The sequence below is a fragment of the Gluconacetobacter entanii genome (assembly GCF_013155425.1).
Classification (GTDB): Bacteria; Pseudomonadota; Alphaproteobacteria; order Acetobacterales; family Acetobacteraceae; genus Novacetimonas; species Novacetimonas entanii.
Window position 1 is genome coordinate 1 of sequence record NZ_JABJWD010000058.1, and the last position, 18,873, is coordinate 18,873.

The 18,873-nt window shown below is 58.1% G+C and carries 17 protein-coding genes and 2 tRNA genes; 9 read left to right on the plus strand and 10 right to left on the minus strand.

The features are described 5' to 3' along the window. Positions 1-307 precede the first annotated feature (307 nt). Positions 308-646, plus strand: a complete 339-nt coding sequence (locus HNH97_RS10815) for a RidA family protein (RefSeq protein ID WP_167400325.1) — start codon at positions 308-310, stop codon at positions 644-646. Between the two features lie 153 nt (positions 647-799). On the opposite strand, the gene rfaD is transcribed toward HNH97_RS10815, so the two are convergent. The 5 genes from rfaD to HNH97_RS10840 form a co-directional block, all read right to left on the minus strand. Continuing rightward, positions 800-1,780, minus strand: a complete 981-nt coding sequence (gene rfaD, locus HNH97_RS10820) for an ADP-glyceromanno-heptose 6-epimerase (protein WP_171790881.1) — start codon at positions 1,778-1,780, stop codon at positions 800-802. Positions 1,781-1,911: 131 nt separating this feature from the next. Then, positions 1,912-2,208: a hypothetical protein gene (locus HNH97_RS10825; RefSeq protein WP_146220676.1), complete on the minus strand. Its 297-nt coding sequence runs from the start codon at positions 2,206-2,208 to the stop codon at positions 1,912-1,914. A 273-nt stretch (positions 2,209-2,481) separates the two neighbouring features. Next, the gene (locus tag HNH97_RS10830) at positions 2,482-3,576 is read right to left on the minus strand and encodes a glycosyltransferase (RefSeq protein WP_171790882.1); all 1,095 of its coding nucleotides are present in this window, start codon (positions 3,574-3,576) and stop codon (positions 2,482-2,484) included. 126 nt (positions 3,577-3,702) lie between these two features. Further along, positions 3,703-4,890 carry a polysaccharide biosynthesis/export family protein gene (locus HNH97_RS10835; RefSeq protein WP_244182205.1) on the minus strand — a complete coding sequence of 396 codons (1,188 nt, stop codon included), beginning with the start codon at positions 4,888-4,890 and terminating at the stop codon, positions 3,703-3,705. A 342-nt stretch (positions 4,891-5,232) separates the two neighbouring features. Next, positions 5,233-5,308, minus strand: a tRNA-Ala gene (locus HNH97_RS10840). A gap of 156 nt (positions 5,309-5,464) precedes the next feature. Here HNH97_RS10840 and HNH97_RS10845 point away from each other — a divergent pair. Continuing rightward, entirely contained in the window at positions 5,465-5,770 is a 306-nt protein-coding gene (locus HNH97_RS10845) for a YggT family protein (protein WP_171790883.1), read from the plus strand. A 100-nt stretch (positions 5,771-5,870) separates the two neighbouring features. Then, positions 5,871-6,332, plus strand: coding sequence for a YjjA family protein (locus HNH97_RS10850; protein WP_171790884.1), 462 nt, complete (start codon positions 5,871-5,873; stop codon positions 6,330-6,332). Positions 6,333-6,523: 191 nt separating this feature from the next. On the opposite strand, the gene hemJ is transcribed toward HNH97_RS10850, so the two are convergent. From hemJ to hemE, 3 genes are read right to left on the minus strand one after another with little or no spacing between them, the layout of a single operon-like run. Further along, positions 6,524-6,970 carry a protoporphyrinogen oxidase HemJ gene (gene hemJ, locus HNH97_RS10855; RefSeq protein WP_171790885.1) on the minus strand — a complete coding sequence of 149 codons (447 nt, stop codon included), beginning with the start codon at positions 6,968-6,970 and terminating at the stop codon, positions 6,524-6,526. Continuing rightward, positions 6,970-7,671: an HAD family hydrolase gene (locus tag HNH97_RS10860; RefSeq protein ID WP_171790886.1), complete on the minus strand. Its 702-nt coding sequence runs from the start codon at positions 7,669-7,671 to the stop codon at positions 6,970-6,972. The genes hemJ and HNH97_RS10860 overlap by 1 nt, the downstream gene beginning before the upstream one ends. A 2-nt stretch (positions 7,672-7,673) precedes the next feature. Beyond that, complete coding sequence (gene hemE, locus HNH97_RS10865; protein WP_171790887.1) at positions 7,674-8,735, minus strand: uroporphyrinogen decarboxylase; 1,062 nt, start codon at positions 8,733-8,735, stop codon at positions 7,674-7,676. Between the two features lie 439 nt (positions 8,736-9,174). Here hemE and HNH97_RS10870 point away from each other — a divergent pair, with 439 nt between their 5' ends. After that, positions 9,175-9,816 (plus strand): Maf family protein, encoded by a 642-nt coding sequence (locus tag HNH97_RS10870; protein WP_171790888.1) that lies wholly within the window; start codon positions 9,175-9,177, stop codon positions 9,814-9,816. An 84-nt stretch (positions 9,817-9,900) separates the two neighbouring features. Beyond that, positions 9,901-9,976 (plus strand) — tRNA-Ala (locus HNH97_RS10875). A 252-nt stretch (positions 9,977-10,228) separates the two neighbouring features. Here the strand turns inward: HNH97_RS10875 and HNH97_RS10880 are convergent. Both HNH97_RS10880 and HNH97_RS10885 read right to left on the minus strand, forming a co-directional pair. Further along, on the minus strand, positions 10,229-10,882 hold the full coding sequence (locus HNH97_RS10880; protein WP_171790889.1) for an ABC transporter ATP-binding protein: 654 nt from the start codon (positions 10,880-10,882) through the stop codon (positions 10,229-10,231). Positions 10,883-10,967: 85 nt separating this feature from the next. Next, positions 10,968-12,317, minus strand: coding sequence for an LTA synthase family protein (locus HNH97_RS10885; protein WP_265176061.1), 1,350 nt, complete (start codon positions 12,315-12,317; stop codon positions 10,968-10,970). 328 nt (positions 12,318-12,645) lie between these two features. Here HNH97_RS10885 and HNH97_RS10890 point away from each other — a divergent pair, with 328 nt between their 5' ends. From HNH97_RS10890 to HNH97_RS10905, 4 genes are all read left to right on the plus strand, one after another. After that, a complete protein-coding gene (locus tag HNH97_RS10890) occupies positions 12,646-14,346 on the plus strand; it encodes a capsular polysaccharide export protein, LipB/KpsS family (RefSeq protein WP_171790891.1) in 1,701 nt (566 codons plus the stop codon). Next, positions 14,339-15,679, plus strand: a complete 1,341-nt coding sequence (locus HNH97_RS10895; RefSeq protein ID WP_171790892.1) for a capsule biosynthesis protein — start codon at positions 14,339-14,341, stop codon at positions 15,677-15,679. The genes HNH97_RS10890 and HNH97_RS10895 overlap by 8 nt, the downstream gene beginning before the upstream one ends. A 9-nt stretch (positions 15,680-15,688) precedes the next feature. Next, complete coding sequence (locus HNH97_RS10900) at positions 15,689-16,897, plus strand: glycosyltransferase family 4 protein (protein ID WP_171790893.1); 1,209 nt, start codon at positions 15,689-15,691, stop codon at positions 16,895-16,897. A gap of 289 nt (positions 16,898-17,186) precedes the next feature. Further along, entirely contained in the window at positions 17,187-18,656 is a 1,470-nt protein-coding gene (locus HNH97_RS10905; RefSeq protein WP_167400323.1) for a mannose-1-phosphate guanylyltransferase/mannose-6-phosphate isomerase, read from the plus strand. The last annotated feature ends 217 nt before the right edge of the window (positions 18,657-18,873 follow it).

The following is an 18,873-nucleotide window of genomic DNA, read 5'->3' on the forward strand; positions in this document are numbered from 1 at the left end:
TCTTCCGTAAAACGACTGCGTTTCATTCGTCCGTATCCTTCTCGATCGGACTCTACTTTAAAATGGTGACATTTCCGGGGGGCACGTCAAATTGGGTGGAAACCCTGATTTTCGATGCAGGGATTTTCCCCTGTTTCAGCAAATAAGGAAAGTCTCCTCATTATCACATCTGCATTTCGTCAGACACGGGGATCAGCAATGGCAACGCCTTTCCCCTTTCCCTGTTGCGTGACCCGGATCACATATGATTCCATGGACGCAAAATTAATCATGGACAAAATATGACTGTTTTGTGATTTTTGTGGGGATGAAAGAAACAACACGACCGCATGCTGACATCCACATCCGTCACCTGACAGGACGCGATCCGGATACAGGGCTGTTTCCCCCTGCCCTGCTTGCGCAGTTCCGGCAGGCGCTGGCGCAGGGAGCATCGGAACTGCAGCGCGACGGATATACGCTGCAGGACGTGACACATATTGTTTTCACCCTGACCGGGACCAAGGATTTCACGTCATCCTTTTCCCTGCTTAACGAACTGTTCGGGCATAGTTGCCCCGCAACAACGTTCCGGCTTGTCAGAACTTATGACAAACCCGGCCAGCTTATTGAACTGGATCTGATGGTCCGGCAGGCACGGTCCTGAAAGACTGTCCGGGAACAACAATTCGATAAAAAGAACAAAAGCGTTTCCCGCTGATCAACCAGGCAGCACGGGAATTTCGGTATTTGCCCGACGGTGCGGCATGCGCTCGGGATCCTGTTGTGTCTTCGATGGTGGTTTGGAATTACTGAATGTTCAGTAATACGGGCATGGGGTGCTCAGGTAATCCTTTATATATTTTGCAACACCATCTTCGAGACTCATGAAGGGCCGGGAATAGCCCGCAGCCTTCAGGCGCCTCATATCCGCACAGGTATAAGACTGGTACTGCCCGCGAAGTTTTTCCGGCATATCGACAAATTCGACATTGCGCACAACACCTGCCGCATCGCACACGGCATGGGCCAGATCCAGATAGGTGCGCGCAACACCCGTTCCGCAATTGAACAGGCCGTTAACCCCGGAATTGTCCAGCAGCCAGAGCATCACATCGACAACATCGCCCACCCAGATGAAATCACGCGCCTGCATCCCATCAGGCAGGCCGGGGACATCGGAACGGAACAGGCGTAGGGGCGCACCGCTGCGAACTTCGTCGTACTTCCCCTTGACGACCGAAATCATGGCCCCCTTGTGATATTCATTAGGGCCATAAACGTTGAAGAATTTGAGGCCAACCCACTGTGGCGGTGCCTTGGCCTTCTTTTGCAACTGATGCATCACCCATTGATCAAAGGCATGTTTTGACCAGCCATACAGGTTGAGGGGATGGAGTTCATCCAGCCTGTCCGGTGCATCCGAAAACTCCTCCGGTCGGGATGCCGCGCCATAAGTCGCCGCGGAAGACGCGTAAATGAAACGCACCCCATGTCGTGCGCACCATGTCCACAGTTTCTGTGACAGTTCGACGTTTGACTGCCAGACGAGATCCCCATCCGTCGCTGTCGTCGTGCTGATGGCACCCATATGAAAAATGGCGGTAACGGACGGATTCTCTTCGAGAAAGGATTCCAGAGATTCAGGCGGGATGATTTCCAAGGGCGCATGACGCTGCAGATTCCGCCATTTTCCAGCCTCTCCCAGCCAGTCAGAAACGACGGTCTCTTCACCGCGGCTACGTAGCTTCCCCTGCAGGTAAGAGCCGATAAACCCTGCACCGCCCGTTATAACAATCATTTATCAAGCCCATGATGCCCACCTGCATGAAATATCATCATCCGACTTGGGAGAGCAACAAATGCTTACTGGCACAGTCCATGCCAGATGAACGGCCCTGCGGGAACGCAAATCACTTCCCAAAACCGATATCAGAGCGCGGTGGAAACGCTATCCGGGGTTTCTGAGATCACACGCGCGATGCATTTGGCCACCAGGCCATGCGCAGTGGTAATATCGTTGAATTCGTCGCCTTCCGGGCCAAGTTGATGGGCCATCTGCTGTTCGTCGCGTTCCTTGATACGGGTCTGTTCATAACGCAGCATCTCGACCTGCTGGTCATGGTCCAGCAGGCGGATCGCCTTTTGCAATGCGACTTCCAGACAGCCAACATACGCTTCCAGCAACGCAATCTCGTTCGCATTCACAGGCGCATCGTCGTTCATCATATCCATCACTCCCGTTTCGGGAACAAAGGATGCGATACCCCAATGATGCGGTCAATCTTGAAATATTTCGTATAATATTCCACGCTATCGCAATAGCGTGACCTGTCAGCATCCGCTTACCGGCCCCGTTACATCCTATTGATGAAAATTTTCCAGAATATTATTTATAAATATGATAGTTTTCAGAAATATATTTATTTAAAATAATAAAAGTTTTTGGGAGCCGATTTTTTAAAATATTCACTAAAAACTTTCTGTAATTTTCAGGGTGCTTTACAGCCCCTCATAAAACGCCTTCAGCCGCGCAATATAGGCCGCGCGTGAAAAGAACCCGGCCCGCGCATGACCTCGTGCCACAAGATCCCGACACAACCCTTCGTCTTTCCTTTCGTGATCGAGGGCCATGATCGCCCTTGCGATGTCATCCACATCGAACGGATCGACAAGCAGGGCGGCGCCACCTGCAATCTCCTCTGTCGCCCCACCGCGGGAAGTCATGACAGGCGTCCCCAGCAGCATGGCCTCGACAATGGGAAGACCAAAGCCTTCGGCGAGGGAAGGAAAGACCAGCGCATGTGCCTCGGCCAGTCCACGCAACAGCGAAGGTCTCTCGCTCCACGCAATGCGGATCAGTTGTCCCGGCCCCTGCGGCAGCGACAGGTCCGGCCTGTCATCCCCATCCGGTCCCACCAGAACCAGCGGACGGGCACTGCCGCTGCGGACATAGGCGGCAATCAGACGTTCAATGTTCTTGCGTGATTCCACCCGCCCGATATGGATCAGGCTGCCGGGAGGAATGATGCGGGGACTTTCCATTACGGCAGGAATGTCGATATCGACCATCTGGTACAGATTGACCACACGCTGCGGGCTGATACCCAGAATGTCGATCATCTGCTGCCGAACGGTTTCCGAAACCGTGACAATCACATCCACCCGCATGAACAGCCTGCGCAGCAAACGGGCAAACCGGACAGGATCGATGCCCGTCAGTCCCGGATTGAGGATCGGCACAAGGTCATGGACCGTCACGACATTAAGACATCCCTGCATCACCATCGGCAAGGGATAGGTCCAGTGCATCACCGCAGGCGGCGTGTCCGTAACGACGGAGGTCAGTTGGCCGAATGTCTTGTACCGGACATGCGCCCTGCGGTACAGGTCCGGACAGGAAGCACTTTCATGTCCATCCGCATCCCGCCCGACTTGCACATGCCGTCGCGGCCACATGGAACGGATCAGACGGTCAACTTTGTCAAACTTCCTGAGAAAAGACGGTTTTTGTCCCTTGACCCGGCCATCGACAAAAACCGTATGGATACCAAGATCACCCAGACAGGTGGCAAGATCCTGGGTATATCTCGTCACGCCGGTACCGTTATTAAGCCCGATATTGCGACTATCCAGCCAGACCGGGCCGATAGCAGGAAGAACTGACAATGCCAGAGGGCCTTTCGATCCAGTGTCGCTTTCACCGGCCCCGTCAGGAGCGCATTATTTTGCCAGCCACGCCGCCGTGATACCCGGACTGATGATGGTGCTCAGCAGGTTGAAGAACTTGTTGAAGCTATTGATGCCAGCATTCGCGACATAGATCAGATCATGATTCTTCATCGGGAACTTCTGCGCCAGGAAATAATCCTGCGCATTCATCAGGTCGAGCTGGTACACTACCGGAGTACTCTGCTGGCCTGGGTCTATCTGAAGACCCAGCTTGGTGGCGATGTCACGATCCTCGAACCGGAACAGGTAAACCGCACTCGGGTTGCCCTGTCCATCAGACACGCCCCCGACCCGCGACATTCCCTCCGCCAGGGTAAGCGTCGGGGTTCCGAACGAAACCTCGGTTACTTTGGAACTTGCACCGAATACTGTAAATGTACGCGGTTCCTGCAAAAGCTCGAGCCGGTCGCCCGGTTGCAGCACAATATCCTGTTCCGGGTTCTGTTCAATTAGCTTCAGCGGAGCCTCCACCACACGGTCGCCACGCGTCAGTTGGACGATGGTGTCTTCCGACAACTGCTTCGGACCGCCCGCCAGCGCGATGATGTCGATCACCCGCTCCTGGCTGGGGGTCAGCGGTATACGACCCGTGCGGGCAACCGCACCATAGACGATCACCACGTTCGTTTCATCCAGTACCGGACGCACGACCACGGCGGGGCGGGAAGACATGTGCTTCAGGCTGCTGCTGACACGCTGTGAAATCTCGGAAATCGTCATGCCAGCGACATGCACCTTCCCGACATAGGGAATGGTGATGTTGCCTTCGTTATTGACCTGCACCACCGGCAGGCGCGTTTCAACGGCGCCAACGGGCGGCCCGCCCCCCACACCGTTCATGCTGGTCAGGTTGCTGGGATCAGACACCGCAGAAGTGGAAACACTTCCGGTAAAGACACCATCCCCGATTTCATAGATGGAGATTGCCAGGTTATCGCCCGGACCGATACGGTCATTGTGGCTTGGCGTATAGCTGGTCGTGTTGAGCGTGGAAAGCAGCGGGAGCTTTTCCTCATCCAGCCATGACACCAGTTCGGGCGTGATGCGGACAATCTTGAAGCCCAGCGTATTCTTCTTCGGGTTCTTCTGCTCAGCGGTGATCTGGGACTGCACCGGGCCGCTGTTGGGAAGGGTGTCGCAACCGGCAAGGACGCCGCCCACAAGGCACAGCATCCCCATGCCACGCACAAGACAACATATCCTGTTGCCCCACAAAGACACACGACCGCCAGTTGCAACCGGCGGTGTCGTCATTCCGACGGTATTGCCGTCTTCATGACGCGCCCTCAAAACAACAGGATGGTCCAGCATGCTGATTAAATGTTTTCTCTTTGCTAGGAACAACGTGCGACTTTCCGAAGCACTCAGGAAACCGCCGGAAGGAAAAGTCAGATATCTCTACCCTGCCAGCAAAGAACGATCAACCGGAACCTGTCAGGCCCCCCTTGCTCAGCATAATGGCCTGGGGACAAGGACACGCCTGCCTGCAATACCGGGGATATCACCATGATATGGGGAACGTGGTGGAGCTGAGGGGAATCGAACCCCTGACCTCCTCATTGCGAACGAGGCGCTCTCCCATCTGAGCTACAGCCCCACATTCCGTAACCGGCGATAAATCACAGGAGCGCGCATGATGTCAACCCTGCGCAAAGATCACGGATGCGTTTCATGTATCGGCGCACATGATATTGTAGGGCCCGCCCCGAGAGGCTAGATTCCCGGACATGCTCCCTCTTTGAAAGTTGGCCCATTGATTACCATTGTGTTCAGGCTGCTGTTCGAACTGATACAGCTTTACACCTGGGTCGTTCTTCTGGCCTGCCTTTTCAGCTTCCTGATCGGTTTCGGGATCCTGGATCCGCGGGAACGGGTCGTATGGAAAATCTATAATTTCCTGTCGCGCATGACCGAACCCCTGCTGCAGCCCATCCGCAATATCCTTCCCCCCATCGCGAATATCGACCTCAGCCCCATCGCGCTGCTGCTGCTGATCCAGTATGTGCTGTGCCCTGTCCTGGGCAAGATATATGGCATGCTGCTTGTAGGGATTGCCTAACGGGCCGTCTGCCTGAATGCTAGGGGCGATACGCGCCGTGGCGGAAGCGGGTTCCGCCACGTGTCCCGCGCATCCTGCCCCATGGCAATCAGGAGTGCCCATGTCCATCATCAAGAAGCTTTCGGCAGCATGCCTTGCCCTTCCCCTTCTCGCCGCGGTTTCGACTGCGCCAGTCCATGCGCAGGGACTGTCCGGCCTGACGGGTGGCGGCAATAACGGATCTTCCCTGCTGGGAAATGCCGCGTCCGGCGCCCTGTCGAACAGCGGCCTGAACATCCCGTCGGTGTCTTCGCTGGCCCCGTCGAACGTGACGGGCCTGCTGAGCTACTGCGTTGAAAACAACTATCTCGGCGGGAATTCCCCTTCGACGGTCCTCTCCTCGCTGAAGAGCAAGAGCGGCCTTGATACTTCCAGCCCGCTTTATTCCAACGGCCAGAAGGGAATTCTCGATACCGGGAACGGCAACACCTTCTCGCTGTCCTCGCTGGAAGGCAACATGAAGCAGAAAGTTACCAAGAAGGTCTGCAGCGCTGTCCTCAAGCAGGGCAAGTCGCTTCTGTGATAACCGGCTCCCCTTGGGGGACCTGCGGTCGGGACGATGTCCCGGCCGCGTACCCATTCCCGGAGTGTTTTTCAAAAGCCTGCCACGAAACATCCGCAAATCATAAAGACGTTTCTGGTAAAGCTTTTTGAAAAAAGGCACCTCCCAAAAACTTTTATTATTTATCAAACAGTTATTTTAAAGAAGTCCCGTCAGAAGGGGCGGACGACAATCATGATGACGACAATCATCATCAGGACGGTCGGAACCTCGTTCGCCATACGGTAAAAACGTTCATTGTGGATATTGCGGTCCTCGGCAAAGGCGCGCCGCCATGATGCACATGCACCATGGAACCCCGCCAGACCGAATACGGCGACAAGCTTCGTCAACCACCATCCGGCATGCCAGTCTATCAGGCCCGGCATTATCGCCAGAAGGCCGCCGAACAGGAACGTGCTGCACATCGCAGGCAGCATGATCATGCGCAGCAGCTTGTATTCCATCACTTTGAAACGTTCGGATTCCGCCGATCCCACCGCCACCTGACAGTGATAGACAAACAGGCGGGGCAGGTAGAACAGGCCCGCCATCCATGCAACCATGGACATGATATGGAACGCCTTGATCCACAGCATCCAGGGCCACAGCACAGCCATCACGCGGCACGTCCCTGCGAACGCAGGATCCGTTTCACCAGTGCGGTGAACTCCGTCAGGTGCCCGACCCGCAGCAGGCCCGGCCAGCTCACGGCTGGCAGGTCCAGAGGCCGCAGCAGCACGCACGCCATGCCCGCCGCACGTGCCGCCGCCGCCCCCGTTTCGGTGTCCTCCAGCACGATGCAATCCTCCGGCAGAACCCCCTCGCTCCGGGCTGCGGACAGGTAAACCGCCGGATCTGGCTTGGGTTTGCCCATGTCGCGCGCCGAATGGATACATTCCGGCGCGATCAGCGCATCCAGACCCGTCCGCCCGAATTTGGCGTCCATTTCCAGTTTCGAGGAATTGGATCCAATGCGGAAGGGAATGCCGAGTTCGCGTATTTCACGCAGCATGGCGGCTGATCCCTCGATCGTTTCCGCCTCCGAGCGCATCAGTTCCACCAGCGCGTGCTGCATCCTGACTGGCCAGTCCCGACCCAGTTGCAGCCCTGCCTGATCTTCCATTTCTTCCTTCAGGGCCGTCAGGGCCTTGCCGGCGAAACGTTTAACCGCGTCCTCATCACTGATTTCCAGCCCGACCTTGCGCAGTTCACGCGCCAGCATGCGGCACGATGGACCTTCGCTGTCGATCAGTACGCCATCACAGTCAAAGATGATCAGCCGCAGTCGCCCGTCGGGCCTGATGGAAGCAGGTAGCATGCTCAGATATTCCTGATGGTCTGGATCAGATCGCCGACATGTTCGGGCGGTGTCGCAGGCACGACCCCATGACCGAGATTGAAGATGTGGGGACGCCCCTTCATCGCATCACGGATGGCCAGCGCCTCCCTGCGCATGCCTTCCCCTCCGGCAAGCACACGCAGGGGATCAAGATTGCCCTGCAATACCAGCGTTGCGGGCAGTTGCGCGGCAACCGCCTTCATGTCCGAACCGGTATCCAGCGCCATCGCATTGATTCCGGTCTCGCGCCCGTATTCCACTGCCATGACCCCGGCGAGGCGTGGGAAACCGATTACCGGCACGCCCGGATGGCGTTCGTTGATGATCCGCACGATCCGCTGCGCCGGGGCGATGACATGCTGGCGGAACTGCGACGGTGGCAACAGGCCGGCCCAACTGTCAAACAGCATCACGGCTTCGGCCCCGGCCTCGATCTGCTGGCACAGCATGTCCGCCGTTGCGGTGGTCAGCATATCCATGAGTTCGCCAAAGAATTCCGGATCGGAATAGGCCAGCCCGCGCGTCACATCGAATTCCCGCGATCCGTGGCCTTCGACCATGTAACACGCCACGGTAAACGGCGCACCGGCAAAGCCGATCAGCGTGACCTGACCGGGTTTCGCGACACCGATCGGCTCCGGTCCGTCAACGATGCTCCGCAGCCTGCGCAGTGTTTCCATGACCGGCGCGGTCGCCTTTTCCACCCGTGCGGGATCGAGGCGCTTGAGGTCGCTCAGGCTGCGCACCGGTTCCAGCACCGGCCCGCGACCATGGATGAACTCCAGCGACTGCCCCATGGCCCAAGGCAGGATGAGAATGTCGGAAAACAGGATCGCCCCGTCCATGCCAAAGCGCCGGATGGGCTGGAGCGTGATTTCGGTGGCCATGTCGGGCGTCATGCAACGCGTGATGAAATCGGCCTTTTCACGCAGGGCGCGGAATTCCGGCAAAAAGCGTCCTGCCTGCCGCATCAGCCATACCGGGGGGGGCCAGATCGCTTCTCCCGCAAGAGCGCGCAGAAGGGGTTTGCCTGTTTCCGTCATCGGTCCGTCGTTCTGTTTCATCATTGCGGGGGGACTATCTCGTACTTTTCCTCACCCGAACAGCACGGATACGCACCTGCGACATTTCCCCCGGCGCGTGCGTCTCACTCCTAAACAATAAAAGAAAAGAGAAAGAAATTCTTGAAGGGGTTAATAGGGCATGTGAGTGATGGGGTACCCATGTTTCCGAAAATGTACCCCGTTTTTCCCACAGTGTGTACAACCCGCCATTACGCAGTTTTCAGCCATCAGGGAAAGTTATCCAGATTTTCCCTACAGGGGGCTGTGTACAACTCAGGTTTTGCGGGGGTGTTCGCCTTATCCACGGTACTCGGTACGATGCGGAATCATCCGAAGTACCATCCCCATGTACCACAGTACTCCCGGAGTACTCCCAGGCCTGAATTTCATGTTTCACTTTGAGAGTACGGAGCGGCAGATGACAGACGACTCGAATTTAGTACTAAAGGCCCATTCATTACAGGCCGAGTCGCCACGGATAGTACTCGCAAGCCAGTCCGCGGCCCGGCGCGGACTGCTGGAATCGGCGGGATTGGCCATTTCATGCCAGCCCGCCAGTGTGGATGAGGCAACCGTAAAGCGGGAGTGCCGCGAAGCCGGACTCGATGTCGATGCGACTGCCCTGACGCTGGCGCGGGCCAAGGCCGCACGAATCGTAGCGCCGGATGCGATCGTGATCGGCGCGGACCAGATGCTGTCGTGCAACGGTGAATGGTTTGACAAGCCGGAGGACCTGGAACGTGCACGGGCGCAGTTGATGCGGCTACGCGGGCAGGTGCATGTCCTGCATACGGCCGTAGTCGTGATGCGCGACGGCGTGGAGGTCTGGCGCCACATTGCGCGTCCGTGCCTGTGGATGCGTAATTTCAGCGAGGAGTTCCTTGACAGCTACCTCCGGCTGGAAGGCGACGCCGTCCTGTCCTGCGTCGGGGCCTATCGACTGGAGGGGCCGGGGCTGCACCTGTTTGCCCGTATCGAGGGGGACCATGACGCCATCCTTGGCCTGCCGGTCCTGCCCCTTCTGGAATTCCTGCGTGAACAGGGGACGGTACGAACCTGAATTTAGGGGCTTGCAAAGCTGTTGGGCACTCGCTATACCCCGGCAGGCAAGCGGGTCGTGCCCATGCGATCCGCTCTATATTGTGGGGCCATAGCTCAGTTGGGAGAGCGCCTGAATGGCATTCAGGAGGTCGTGAGTTCGATTCTCATTGGCTCCACCATATTGCTTCTTCTAAAAATCAGCATCTATATAGTCCGTACCATGGTAATATCTACCTATGGTAGTTGGTCGGGGGAATAATCATTCCCCTTCCGGTAGCAAATTTCGTGCTGAAGAAAGTCTTTTTGCGTCTTTTTCTTCGAAAAAAGAAGATAATCTTTTTTCATAAAGACGACGTTTCCTGAAGCTTTTTGAAAAAAGCTTCACCAAAAACTTCCCCATGTTTTTTCAGGAAGTTTTGGCAGGGGATTACTCAGCGATAGAGTTCGGCCGCGGCATCGATCGCGGCATCGATCGTGTCGTAGAAGGTCAACTGGCCATTCTGCAGGACGGCGCCCTTGTCGCAATATTCGCGCAACGTATTGGGATCGTGCGACACCATGATGAGCGTTCCGTGTTCGCGCCGTTCCAGCAACGCTTCGCGACATTGCAGGCGAAAGGAAGTGTCACCCACTGCGGTGACTTCGTCCACAAGGTAACAGTCGAAACGGATGGCAAGCGATACGGCAAAGGCAAGGCGCGCCTGCATACCGGAAGAATAGGTCTTCACCGGCGCATCGAAATAATGTCCCAGTCGGGCAAAGCTGTTGACGTAATCAAGGATGTCATTGATCGGACGGCGATAGATGCGGGCGATGAAGCGCGCATTGTCCGCGCCGGTCAGGCTGCCCTGGAAGGCGCCGCCAAATCCCAGTGGCCATGAAATCGACATCGTGCGCGTGATACGCCCGCTGGTGGGATATTCGATCCCGGCGATCATGCGCGTCAGGGTCGATTTACCCGCGCCGTTGACCCCGACGATTCCAATGGACTCACCCCGTTCGATCACGAAGGACTGGTGATCCAGCACGCATTTGTTGACGCCGCGCGCGTGATACACCTTTGTGACGTTTTCGAACTGGATCATGGTCTTGTATTTGCGGCCTGTTGGAAAGCGTTCTGATTATGGAGTATCGTGTGTCCGTAACGGAGGTCATACCGTTATCGCAGGATCAGGGTATGCACGTACCGGCCTGACTTACGCTATCACGCAGGATCAGATGATGCAATTGCGCGGGCGTCAGTGCTTCGGCCTGACTTCGGGGCTGACGGTCCGTCCCCTGCGCGTCAAACGGAATAACGACATAGGGGGTCCCGCGGGCGTCGTTTGGTGTCACCATGCCGGGAATGGAGGGACGATGGTCCCCGAAGAAGACCAGCAGCCCTGACCTGCCGCTGGCCGCCAGGGTATCCATCAGGTCGCCCAGCATCCGGTCGCTGTTACGCAGGTGACGCAGATAATGGGCAAGCGCCGTTTTCGGACCGTCGGGCGACGGGGCGGGCCATGGACCGTGATTTTCCATCGTGACCGCATAGATGAAGGTCGGCTTCGTGCTTTTGCTGACCAGTTGCCCGATCTGCCGTGCCAGCGCGGTATCCTCGATATAGGGCATGTCGGGTCGGGGTGTGTGGGTAAAGGCATCCTCGCCAATGATGCAGGTGAACCCGCATGCCGGCATCAGGCGGGAACGCCCATAGAACTGCAGGTCATGGGGATGGGCGAAAACACATTCATACCCCGCCTGTCCCATGATGGCCGGCAGGGACAGGGCCACATCCCGGTTCGCGCTCAGAAAGGGGTCGTAGGCGCGGAAGCCCAGCGCATCTTCCTCCTGCCCGAACAGGACACCGTATTCGGTGCGCATGGTATAGGCGCCAAACCCGCTGACATTGAGCGTTCCCCAGTCGCTGGCCAGGCCCTGTGCCCGCTTCAGGCCCGGCAGGTCCGGAAGTGGTATGGGGGCAGACCTGCCCGCAAACAGGTCGGCAGGCACCGCAAAGGACTCACACTGCACCACGATGACAATGTCACGCGCCGGATGCCCCATGACGGGCGGGACGGTAACAGTCTCGGGCAGGGAGGCAAGTTCGTCGCGCCAGCGTCGCCAGTAAAGGAACAGCGACCCCGGCAGGCCAAGTCGGGCGATATCGCGGGGCATATCCGGTACGGGCGCCCAGCGCGCGGCCGGAATGGCCCGTAAGGCGATGACGCAGGCGATCAGGCATGCGACCCCTGCCAGATGGGGAAGCGGATTGAGGCTGAAACAGACCGCCAGCAGCAGTGGCAGCGCGATCATGCCCCCCACCAGGGCGATGCGTCCCGGCACGGGAATGGAAAACAGGTAGAATTTGGGATTTTGCAGGAAACTGCGCGCCGCGACCACGTCGCAGAACAGCATGGGTTCACCAAGGATCGACAGTTTGATATTCGATCCGATGATCAGGCAGGCACTGAGCGCCATCGTCAGGCATGCCGCCAGGACCGGCGCGCCCGACAGCGCGAGCCACCCGCCAAACTGCACGCCACTGAGCAGTCCATCAAGGACGCATCGTCGCAGGGATGGAAAGCCTGATATGCTCGGCCGTACCATATTTCCCATCAGGCAGACGGAAATTGCTGTTACGATCAGAGAGATAAAGGGAGGCCATAATTGCATCAAATAAGGACTACATTCTATCCGGACGGCATGAAGCGGGAAGGGTGTGGTCTTTTCTTGCCGATGCCGTGTGGAAGGGCAAGTGCATGGCTGCAGTAATCGCGCCAGCCATGAACCGGCATGGAAACGCAGGCGTGATCATGAGCATTATCGTAGCAGGACAGGGGAAGTGGCACGGCATGGGGATGTTTTCATGAAGGTGGTACTGGATGACGCTTTCTTCGTCCGTGCCCCTCCCCTGCGTCGCGATATGCCGCGCCTGGCGTCGCGCGGAAGCGGGATGGCGGACCCCGATGCGGTGGCATGTCTGCTCGATGCCCGTGTGGGGGGCGAATTCTGGGCCTCTCCTCCTGCCCTGACACGGCCTGTCATCGTCACGGCGACAATAGCCGAACAGCGCAGAAGGGGACAGGTGGGTGTTGCCGTCCTTCTGGATCATGTGCTGCGTCAGGTCCGGTGCAGCGATGTCGTGCTGGTGGTGCGTGAACCCCATGGCGCCGCGGCGCGCATCGCCCGCCACCGTGGGGTTGCGATCGTTCATGGCGCGGTGGAACCCCATGCCCTCCTTGCCGGGGCCCGGGAAGTACACAGCCTCGGGACCGGGGATCTTGTCCGTCTCGCCGCGCTGCGCGGCATAAGCGCCCGGCGTTATGCCTCGGGGGATACGCCGCCAGTGACACTGACAGCGGCGTGGGTGGTGCGCGACCTGACCCTGCGGACGCGTTATGTCGATCCGTTCGACAGGCAGATTGTGCCGCTGGGCCGGATCGTCGATATCCTGTCATTGTGGCATCGCCGGATCCTGTCGAACCGGGAGGTCGCCGTCTGCGTTGGCATGGCGTTGTGGAAGCGCAGGCGGATTGGCGAATTTCTGGCCCAGGCGCCGGGTCGGCCGGCCTTTCGCCGTCATGCGGACGCGGCGTTGCGACTGGCGACGCGCAGGCATGGTGGCGGGGCGATCGCCGGATGGGCCACGCGCCTGCCCGAAGGGATGCTTTCCAAGGCCAGTGCCGCGAATGTGGCGGTATGGCGGGTGGAGGACGGGTTTGTCCGTTCGGTGGGACTGGGCAGCGACTTGTGTCCTCCGTGCTCCATTTTCGTGGATCGGCGGGGCATCTATTACGATCCCTCCCGCCCCAGCGATCTGGAGCATATCCTTGCGACAGCGGAGTTTGACGAGGCATTGCAGGCGCGTGCCGGGCGGCTGATCCGTTATATGGTCGATGGGGGCGTGTCAAAATATGGACGTGTCGAGGCTGCCATTCCCGCCCCGGCATGGAAGGCGGACGGACGGCGTGTGATCCTTGTGCCCGGACAGGTCAGCGACGACCTGTCGGTACGCACCGGCGGCGGGGCCATTCAGGATAACCTGCAACTTCTGCGTGCCGTAAGGGATCATAATCCCGACGCTTTTGTCATCTATCGACCGCACCCTGATGTTGAGGCCGGGCACCGTGCCGGACATTTGCGTGAAGCGGAAGTCATGAGATATGCTGATTACATAAGCCGAGGCGGTTCCATCACCACCCTGATGACGCAGGTGGCTGAAATTCATACCCTGACTTCACTGGCGGGGTTCGAGGGACTGCTGCGGGGCTGCAGGGTGGTGACCTACGGGGTACCGTTCTATGCCGGCTGGGGACTGACGACCGATCTGGGCGCGGTGCCGTGCGTACGGCGTAACCGTTCCCTGTCTATAGAGGCTCTTGTGGCGGGTACCCTATTGCTCTATCCCCTGTATATTGATCCCGTAACGCAACTGCCCTGTGAAGTGGAAACGTTGCTAGGGCGGTTTCGAAACACGGATATCTGGCGGGTGAGCATGTTAACCCGACTGCGTCGGTTACAGGGAAAGCTACCTTACCTTGGCGGAAAAAGAACCAATAATGAATAATGTTTCTGAAAGAAGCGTTGTGGGTGAGCGCAGATTTCTTTTCCTGCAAGGACTGATGGGGCCGTTTTTCCGTGAACTCGGCAAGGCGTTCCGGCGCGCGGGTTACGGGGTCTATAAAATCAATTTCAATGGGGGGGATTACCTTTTCTGGGGACTGCCCAATGGTATTGATTTTACAGGCGATATGGAAGAATGGCCTGCGTTCTTCAACAATGTGATAAAGAAATATCGCATTACCGATGTCCTCCTGTTCGGGGATTGCCGCCCGCTGCACCGTATTGCCATCGCGGCATGTTCGCAGATGCATATTCCCGTGCATGTATTCGAGGAAGGTTATATCCGCCCCGACTGGGTCACGCTTGAACTGGGCGGAGTAAACGGTCATTCAGCACTCCCGCGCGATCCCGAGTGGTTCCGTAAGGAAGCGGCGATGCTTTCACCCATGCCGCCCCATTACCCGGTTCCATCTTCCTTCCGGCGTCGCGCGCTGGAGGCGGTTGCCTACAACTCCGCCGACCTGCTGAGCCGCTGGCATTACCGGCACTGGTGCGATTACCGTCCGTGGCATCCGCTCAAGGAAGGTGTGGGCTGGGTCAAGCGTCTGCGCCGGCGCAAGGTGGCGACAGAAGAGGCCACGCAGATCATGCAGGGGATCGAGACCCGGCATATTCCTTACATGCTGTTTCCCCTGCAGCTTGACGCCGATGCGCAGGTGCGGCTGCATTCCCCCTTTGCCGGGATGGAACCGGCGCTGCGCAAGGTCATCGGTTCCTTCGCCGCCAACGCACCACAAGACCTTGTTCTGGTCATCAAGGAGCATCCCCTCGACAACGGGGTGCGTGACTGGCGCGCGCTGGTCGCGCAGATCGCGCGTGAGGAAAAGGTTCAGGGCCGGGTCCTGTTCCTGGAGGCCGGGGATATCGCCCTGATCGTGCGCGCCGCACGCGGGGTCATCACGATCAACAGCACCACGGGCACGCTTGCCCTGTCATCGGGCGTGCCGGTCATCACTCTTGGGGAAGCCGTCTATGACATCCCCGATATTACCGACCAGAACGGGCTGGACAATTTCTGGACCCACCCGACGCCGCCGGACAAGGCGACATTCGATGCCTTCTATCGCGTCCTGGTGGATCGCTGCCTGATCGCGGGCGGGTTTTTCTCCCCCGAAGGGCTGTCGAGCCTGGTTGACGGGGTCGTCAGGCGTGTGTCGCGGGTGCTTCCGGCCAACAACCGCATGGCGCGGGTGCCCGACACCATTACCGCCGCTCCGGCCGTGTCGGAAGTGGTGCGGGTGTCGCGTGATGTCGTTCTGTCCGACGGCGTAAACTGACCCTTCCTCATGCCTGAAACTTCATATCTCTATCTGGATATCTCACGTCTGATCGCGCGCGCCGGACATGTGGTGCCAACCGGGATAGACCGGGTTGAATTTGAATATGCCGATTACCTGCTGCGCCACGATGCGCGGCGGGTGACGTTCGTGGCGATCTCGCCGCTGGGGCAGATCGTACTGCTCCCCTTTGCCGAGGCGGAACAGTTCATACGCCTGACGGAGCAGGTATGGCGCGGACAGCATGATCTGTGCCGTGACGTCAGGCGGGCGGCCCGGCTTATGGTTGGCAGGGCCATGCTGCGGCGCGGGCAGACGCCGAAGGTCGCCGGAACCTACCGGCAGGCGATCTATCTGCTGCTGTCGCATCACCACCTGAACCGTCCCGGCAGCATTGTGCGCTTCCTGCGTCAGCATGCCGCACGTTTTGTCCCGATGGTACATGACCTCATCCCCATCGAATTCCCGGAATATGCCCGGCCGCGTGAACCCGCGCGGCATGAGGCCCGGATGAACACCGTCCTCGAACTGGCACGGGGCGTCATCGTGCCGTCGCGTGTGGTGGAGGAATCCCTGCTGCGTTACGCGCGTCACAAACGCACGAACCTGCCCATCCGCGTGGTGCCGCATGGGGTGCTGGACGCCCCGCCTGTCCCGGCGGGTGGGGTTGTGTGTTCGCATCCCTATTTTGTCTGCCTGGGGACGATCGAGCCGCGCAAGAACCATCTCCTGCTGCTGAACCTGTGGCGCGACATGGTGGAAAACGCGGGGGATGCGCCGGTACCGCATCTGGTACTGGTGGGGCGTCGTGGATGGGAAAACGAAAATATCGTGGATATGATCGAACGATGCCCGTCGCTGCAGGGCATCGTCCGGGAATGCAACAGCCAGTCCGATCCTGAAGTCACGGCACTGCTGCGGGGGGCGCGCGGACTGCTGTTCCCCTCCTTTTCCGAAGGGTACGGCCTGCCCCTGTCCGAAGCGCTGAAACTGGATGTCCCATGCGTCTGCAGCGATATCGAGGTTTTTCATGAAGTGGCGGGAAAGGCCGCGACCTTTATTGACCCGCTTGACGGGCCGGGTTGGCGTAACGCGATTGAAGGTCTGATGACGGGCAGTATCGACGCCCATCGTCCGGGGGATCGTGTCGCCTCGGCGGCGCTGTTTCCCTGGCCGCAGCAGGTTCGGGACGGCCTTGCTTTCCTTGAGGAAAAGTAGGTGCACGCAAACGCACCCGGACGGGGAGAATGTTTCGATCAACTGTGCATGATATCGAAACTTTGGATCGAACCGACCGTATTTTACGAAATGCCGCATCTGTCGTGAGGTCGGACCTATGAAAAAAATCCTGCCATTATAAGTCGTGCAGCGTGGTTTGAGTTGGAGTGCAGGGAATTATGCAACCAGTTTCTGACGATACTGGAAAATGGATGTGTTCTGTTTACTTAATATAATCGCCATGGCACGGTAATTAACAAGTAAATTTCGCATAGATTTGGAGTTTTTAATGTCTGCCGTTACAAAAAGCACGCCAGAATCAGAAAAAACATCCGGTATTTCCAGGAATGTCATCCCTGTCATCCTGTCCGGTGGATCGGGAAGCCGGTTGTGGCCGGTTTCGCGCAAGAGTTTTCCCAAACAGTTCTGGGCACTCCTTTCACAACAGACATTGCTTCAGGAAGCAGCGCTGCGGGGAACGGACTGCACGCTCAATGCGCCAGTGGTCGTGTGCAATCAGGAACACCGCTTCATCGTTGCCGAGCAGTTGCGTGAGGTCGGGATTACCGATGCCCGTATCGTGCTGGAGCCGACGGGACGCAATTCGGCACCCGCCATTGCCGCGGCTGCCATGATCGTTGCCGAAACGGATCCTGACGCCATCCTGTGGATCATTGCCGCCGATGCCTCCATCGGTCGGCCAGATTCCCTGAAGGAAGTGCTGGCCCATGGGGTACGGGCGGCGCAGGATGGGCAGATCGTCATGTTCGGGATGCAGCCCACCGGGCCAAATACGGGATATGGATATATTCGGAAGGGTGTCCCCCTTTCGGGTGACGAAGGCGTCTATGAAGTATCGGCCTTTATCGAAAAGCCGGATACCGCACGGGCCGAAGCGATGCTGGCGTCGGGGGATTATCTGTGGAATTCAGGCATGTTCCTGTTTCGCGCCTCCACGATCCTGCATGAACTGGAACGGTATGCTCCTGACGTTGTGACGGCGGTGCGCCAGTCCATCGAACACCAGACGAAGGATATGGACTTTATCCGCCTTGATCCGGAAAGCTTCGGCCGGGCGCCTGACATCTCGATCGATTATGCCGTTGCGGAACGGACGCAGCATGCGGCGGTCATACCTGCGGATCTGGGATGGTCCGATGTCGGTAGCTGGGATGCATTATGGGATCTCAGCCCCAAGGATGATGACGGCAATGTCGCGGTGGGGGATGTCTTCCTTGCCAACAGCCACAACTGCTATGTGCGTTCCGAAGGGATTGTGGCGGCGGTCAGCGGGGTCGATGACCTGATCGTGGTCGTGACGCAGGATGCCGTGCTGGTGTCGCACCGAAATCATGCGCAGGACGTCAAGAAGATCGTGTCGCGACTGGAGGCGGCGGACCGCCCCGAAGCGAGGACGCATAACCGCAATTACCGTCCGTGGGGCTTTTATGAAGGTCTGACGAAAGGCGACCGTTTCCAGGTGAAGCGGATCATGGTGAACCCGGGTCGCAAACTGTCGCTGCAGAAACATTATCACCGTGCGGAACACTGGGTTGTCGTGGAAGGAACGGCGATCGTGACCCGTGGCAAGGAAGAGCATATGGTGCGCGAAAACGAGAGCATCTACCTGCCGCTGGGCGAGGTCCATCGTCTTCTCAATCCCGGTCGCATCCCGCTGACCCTGATCGAGGTGCAGTCCGGCCCCTATCTGGACGAAGACGATATCGTGCGGATTGAAGATGATTACGCACGTAAGTGAATAAATCCTGCCGGTACCGCAGGATGCCTTCTGTTTCCGCCGTCAGGTCGTGACGGCGGGGACCGGGGCATGATACGGCGCAGGCTGATGCCCTTCTTCCTTTATGCCTTCCTGCACAGGATGACGGAATATCCTCCTGTTTCCTTCCGCGGTTTCAAATGTCAGCGGATATTCCCGTTGGTAGCGTGATTCATGGAAACAGGGATATTGAAAGGGC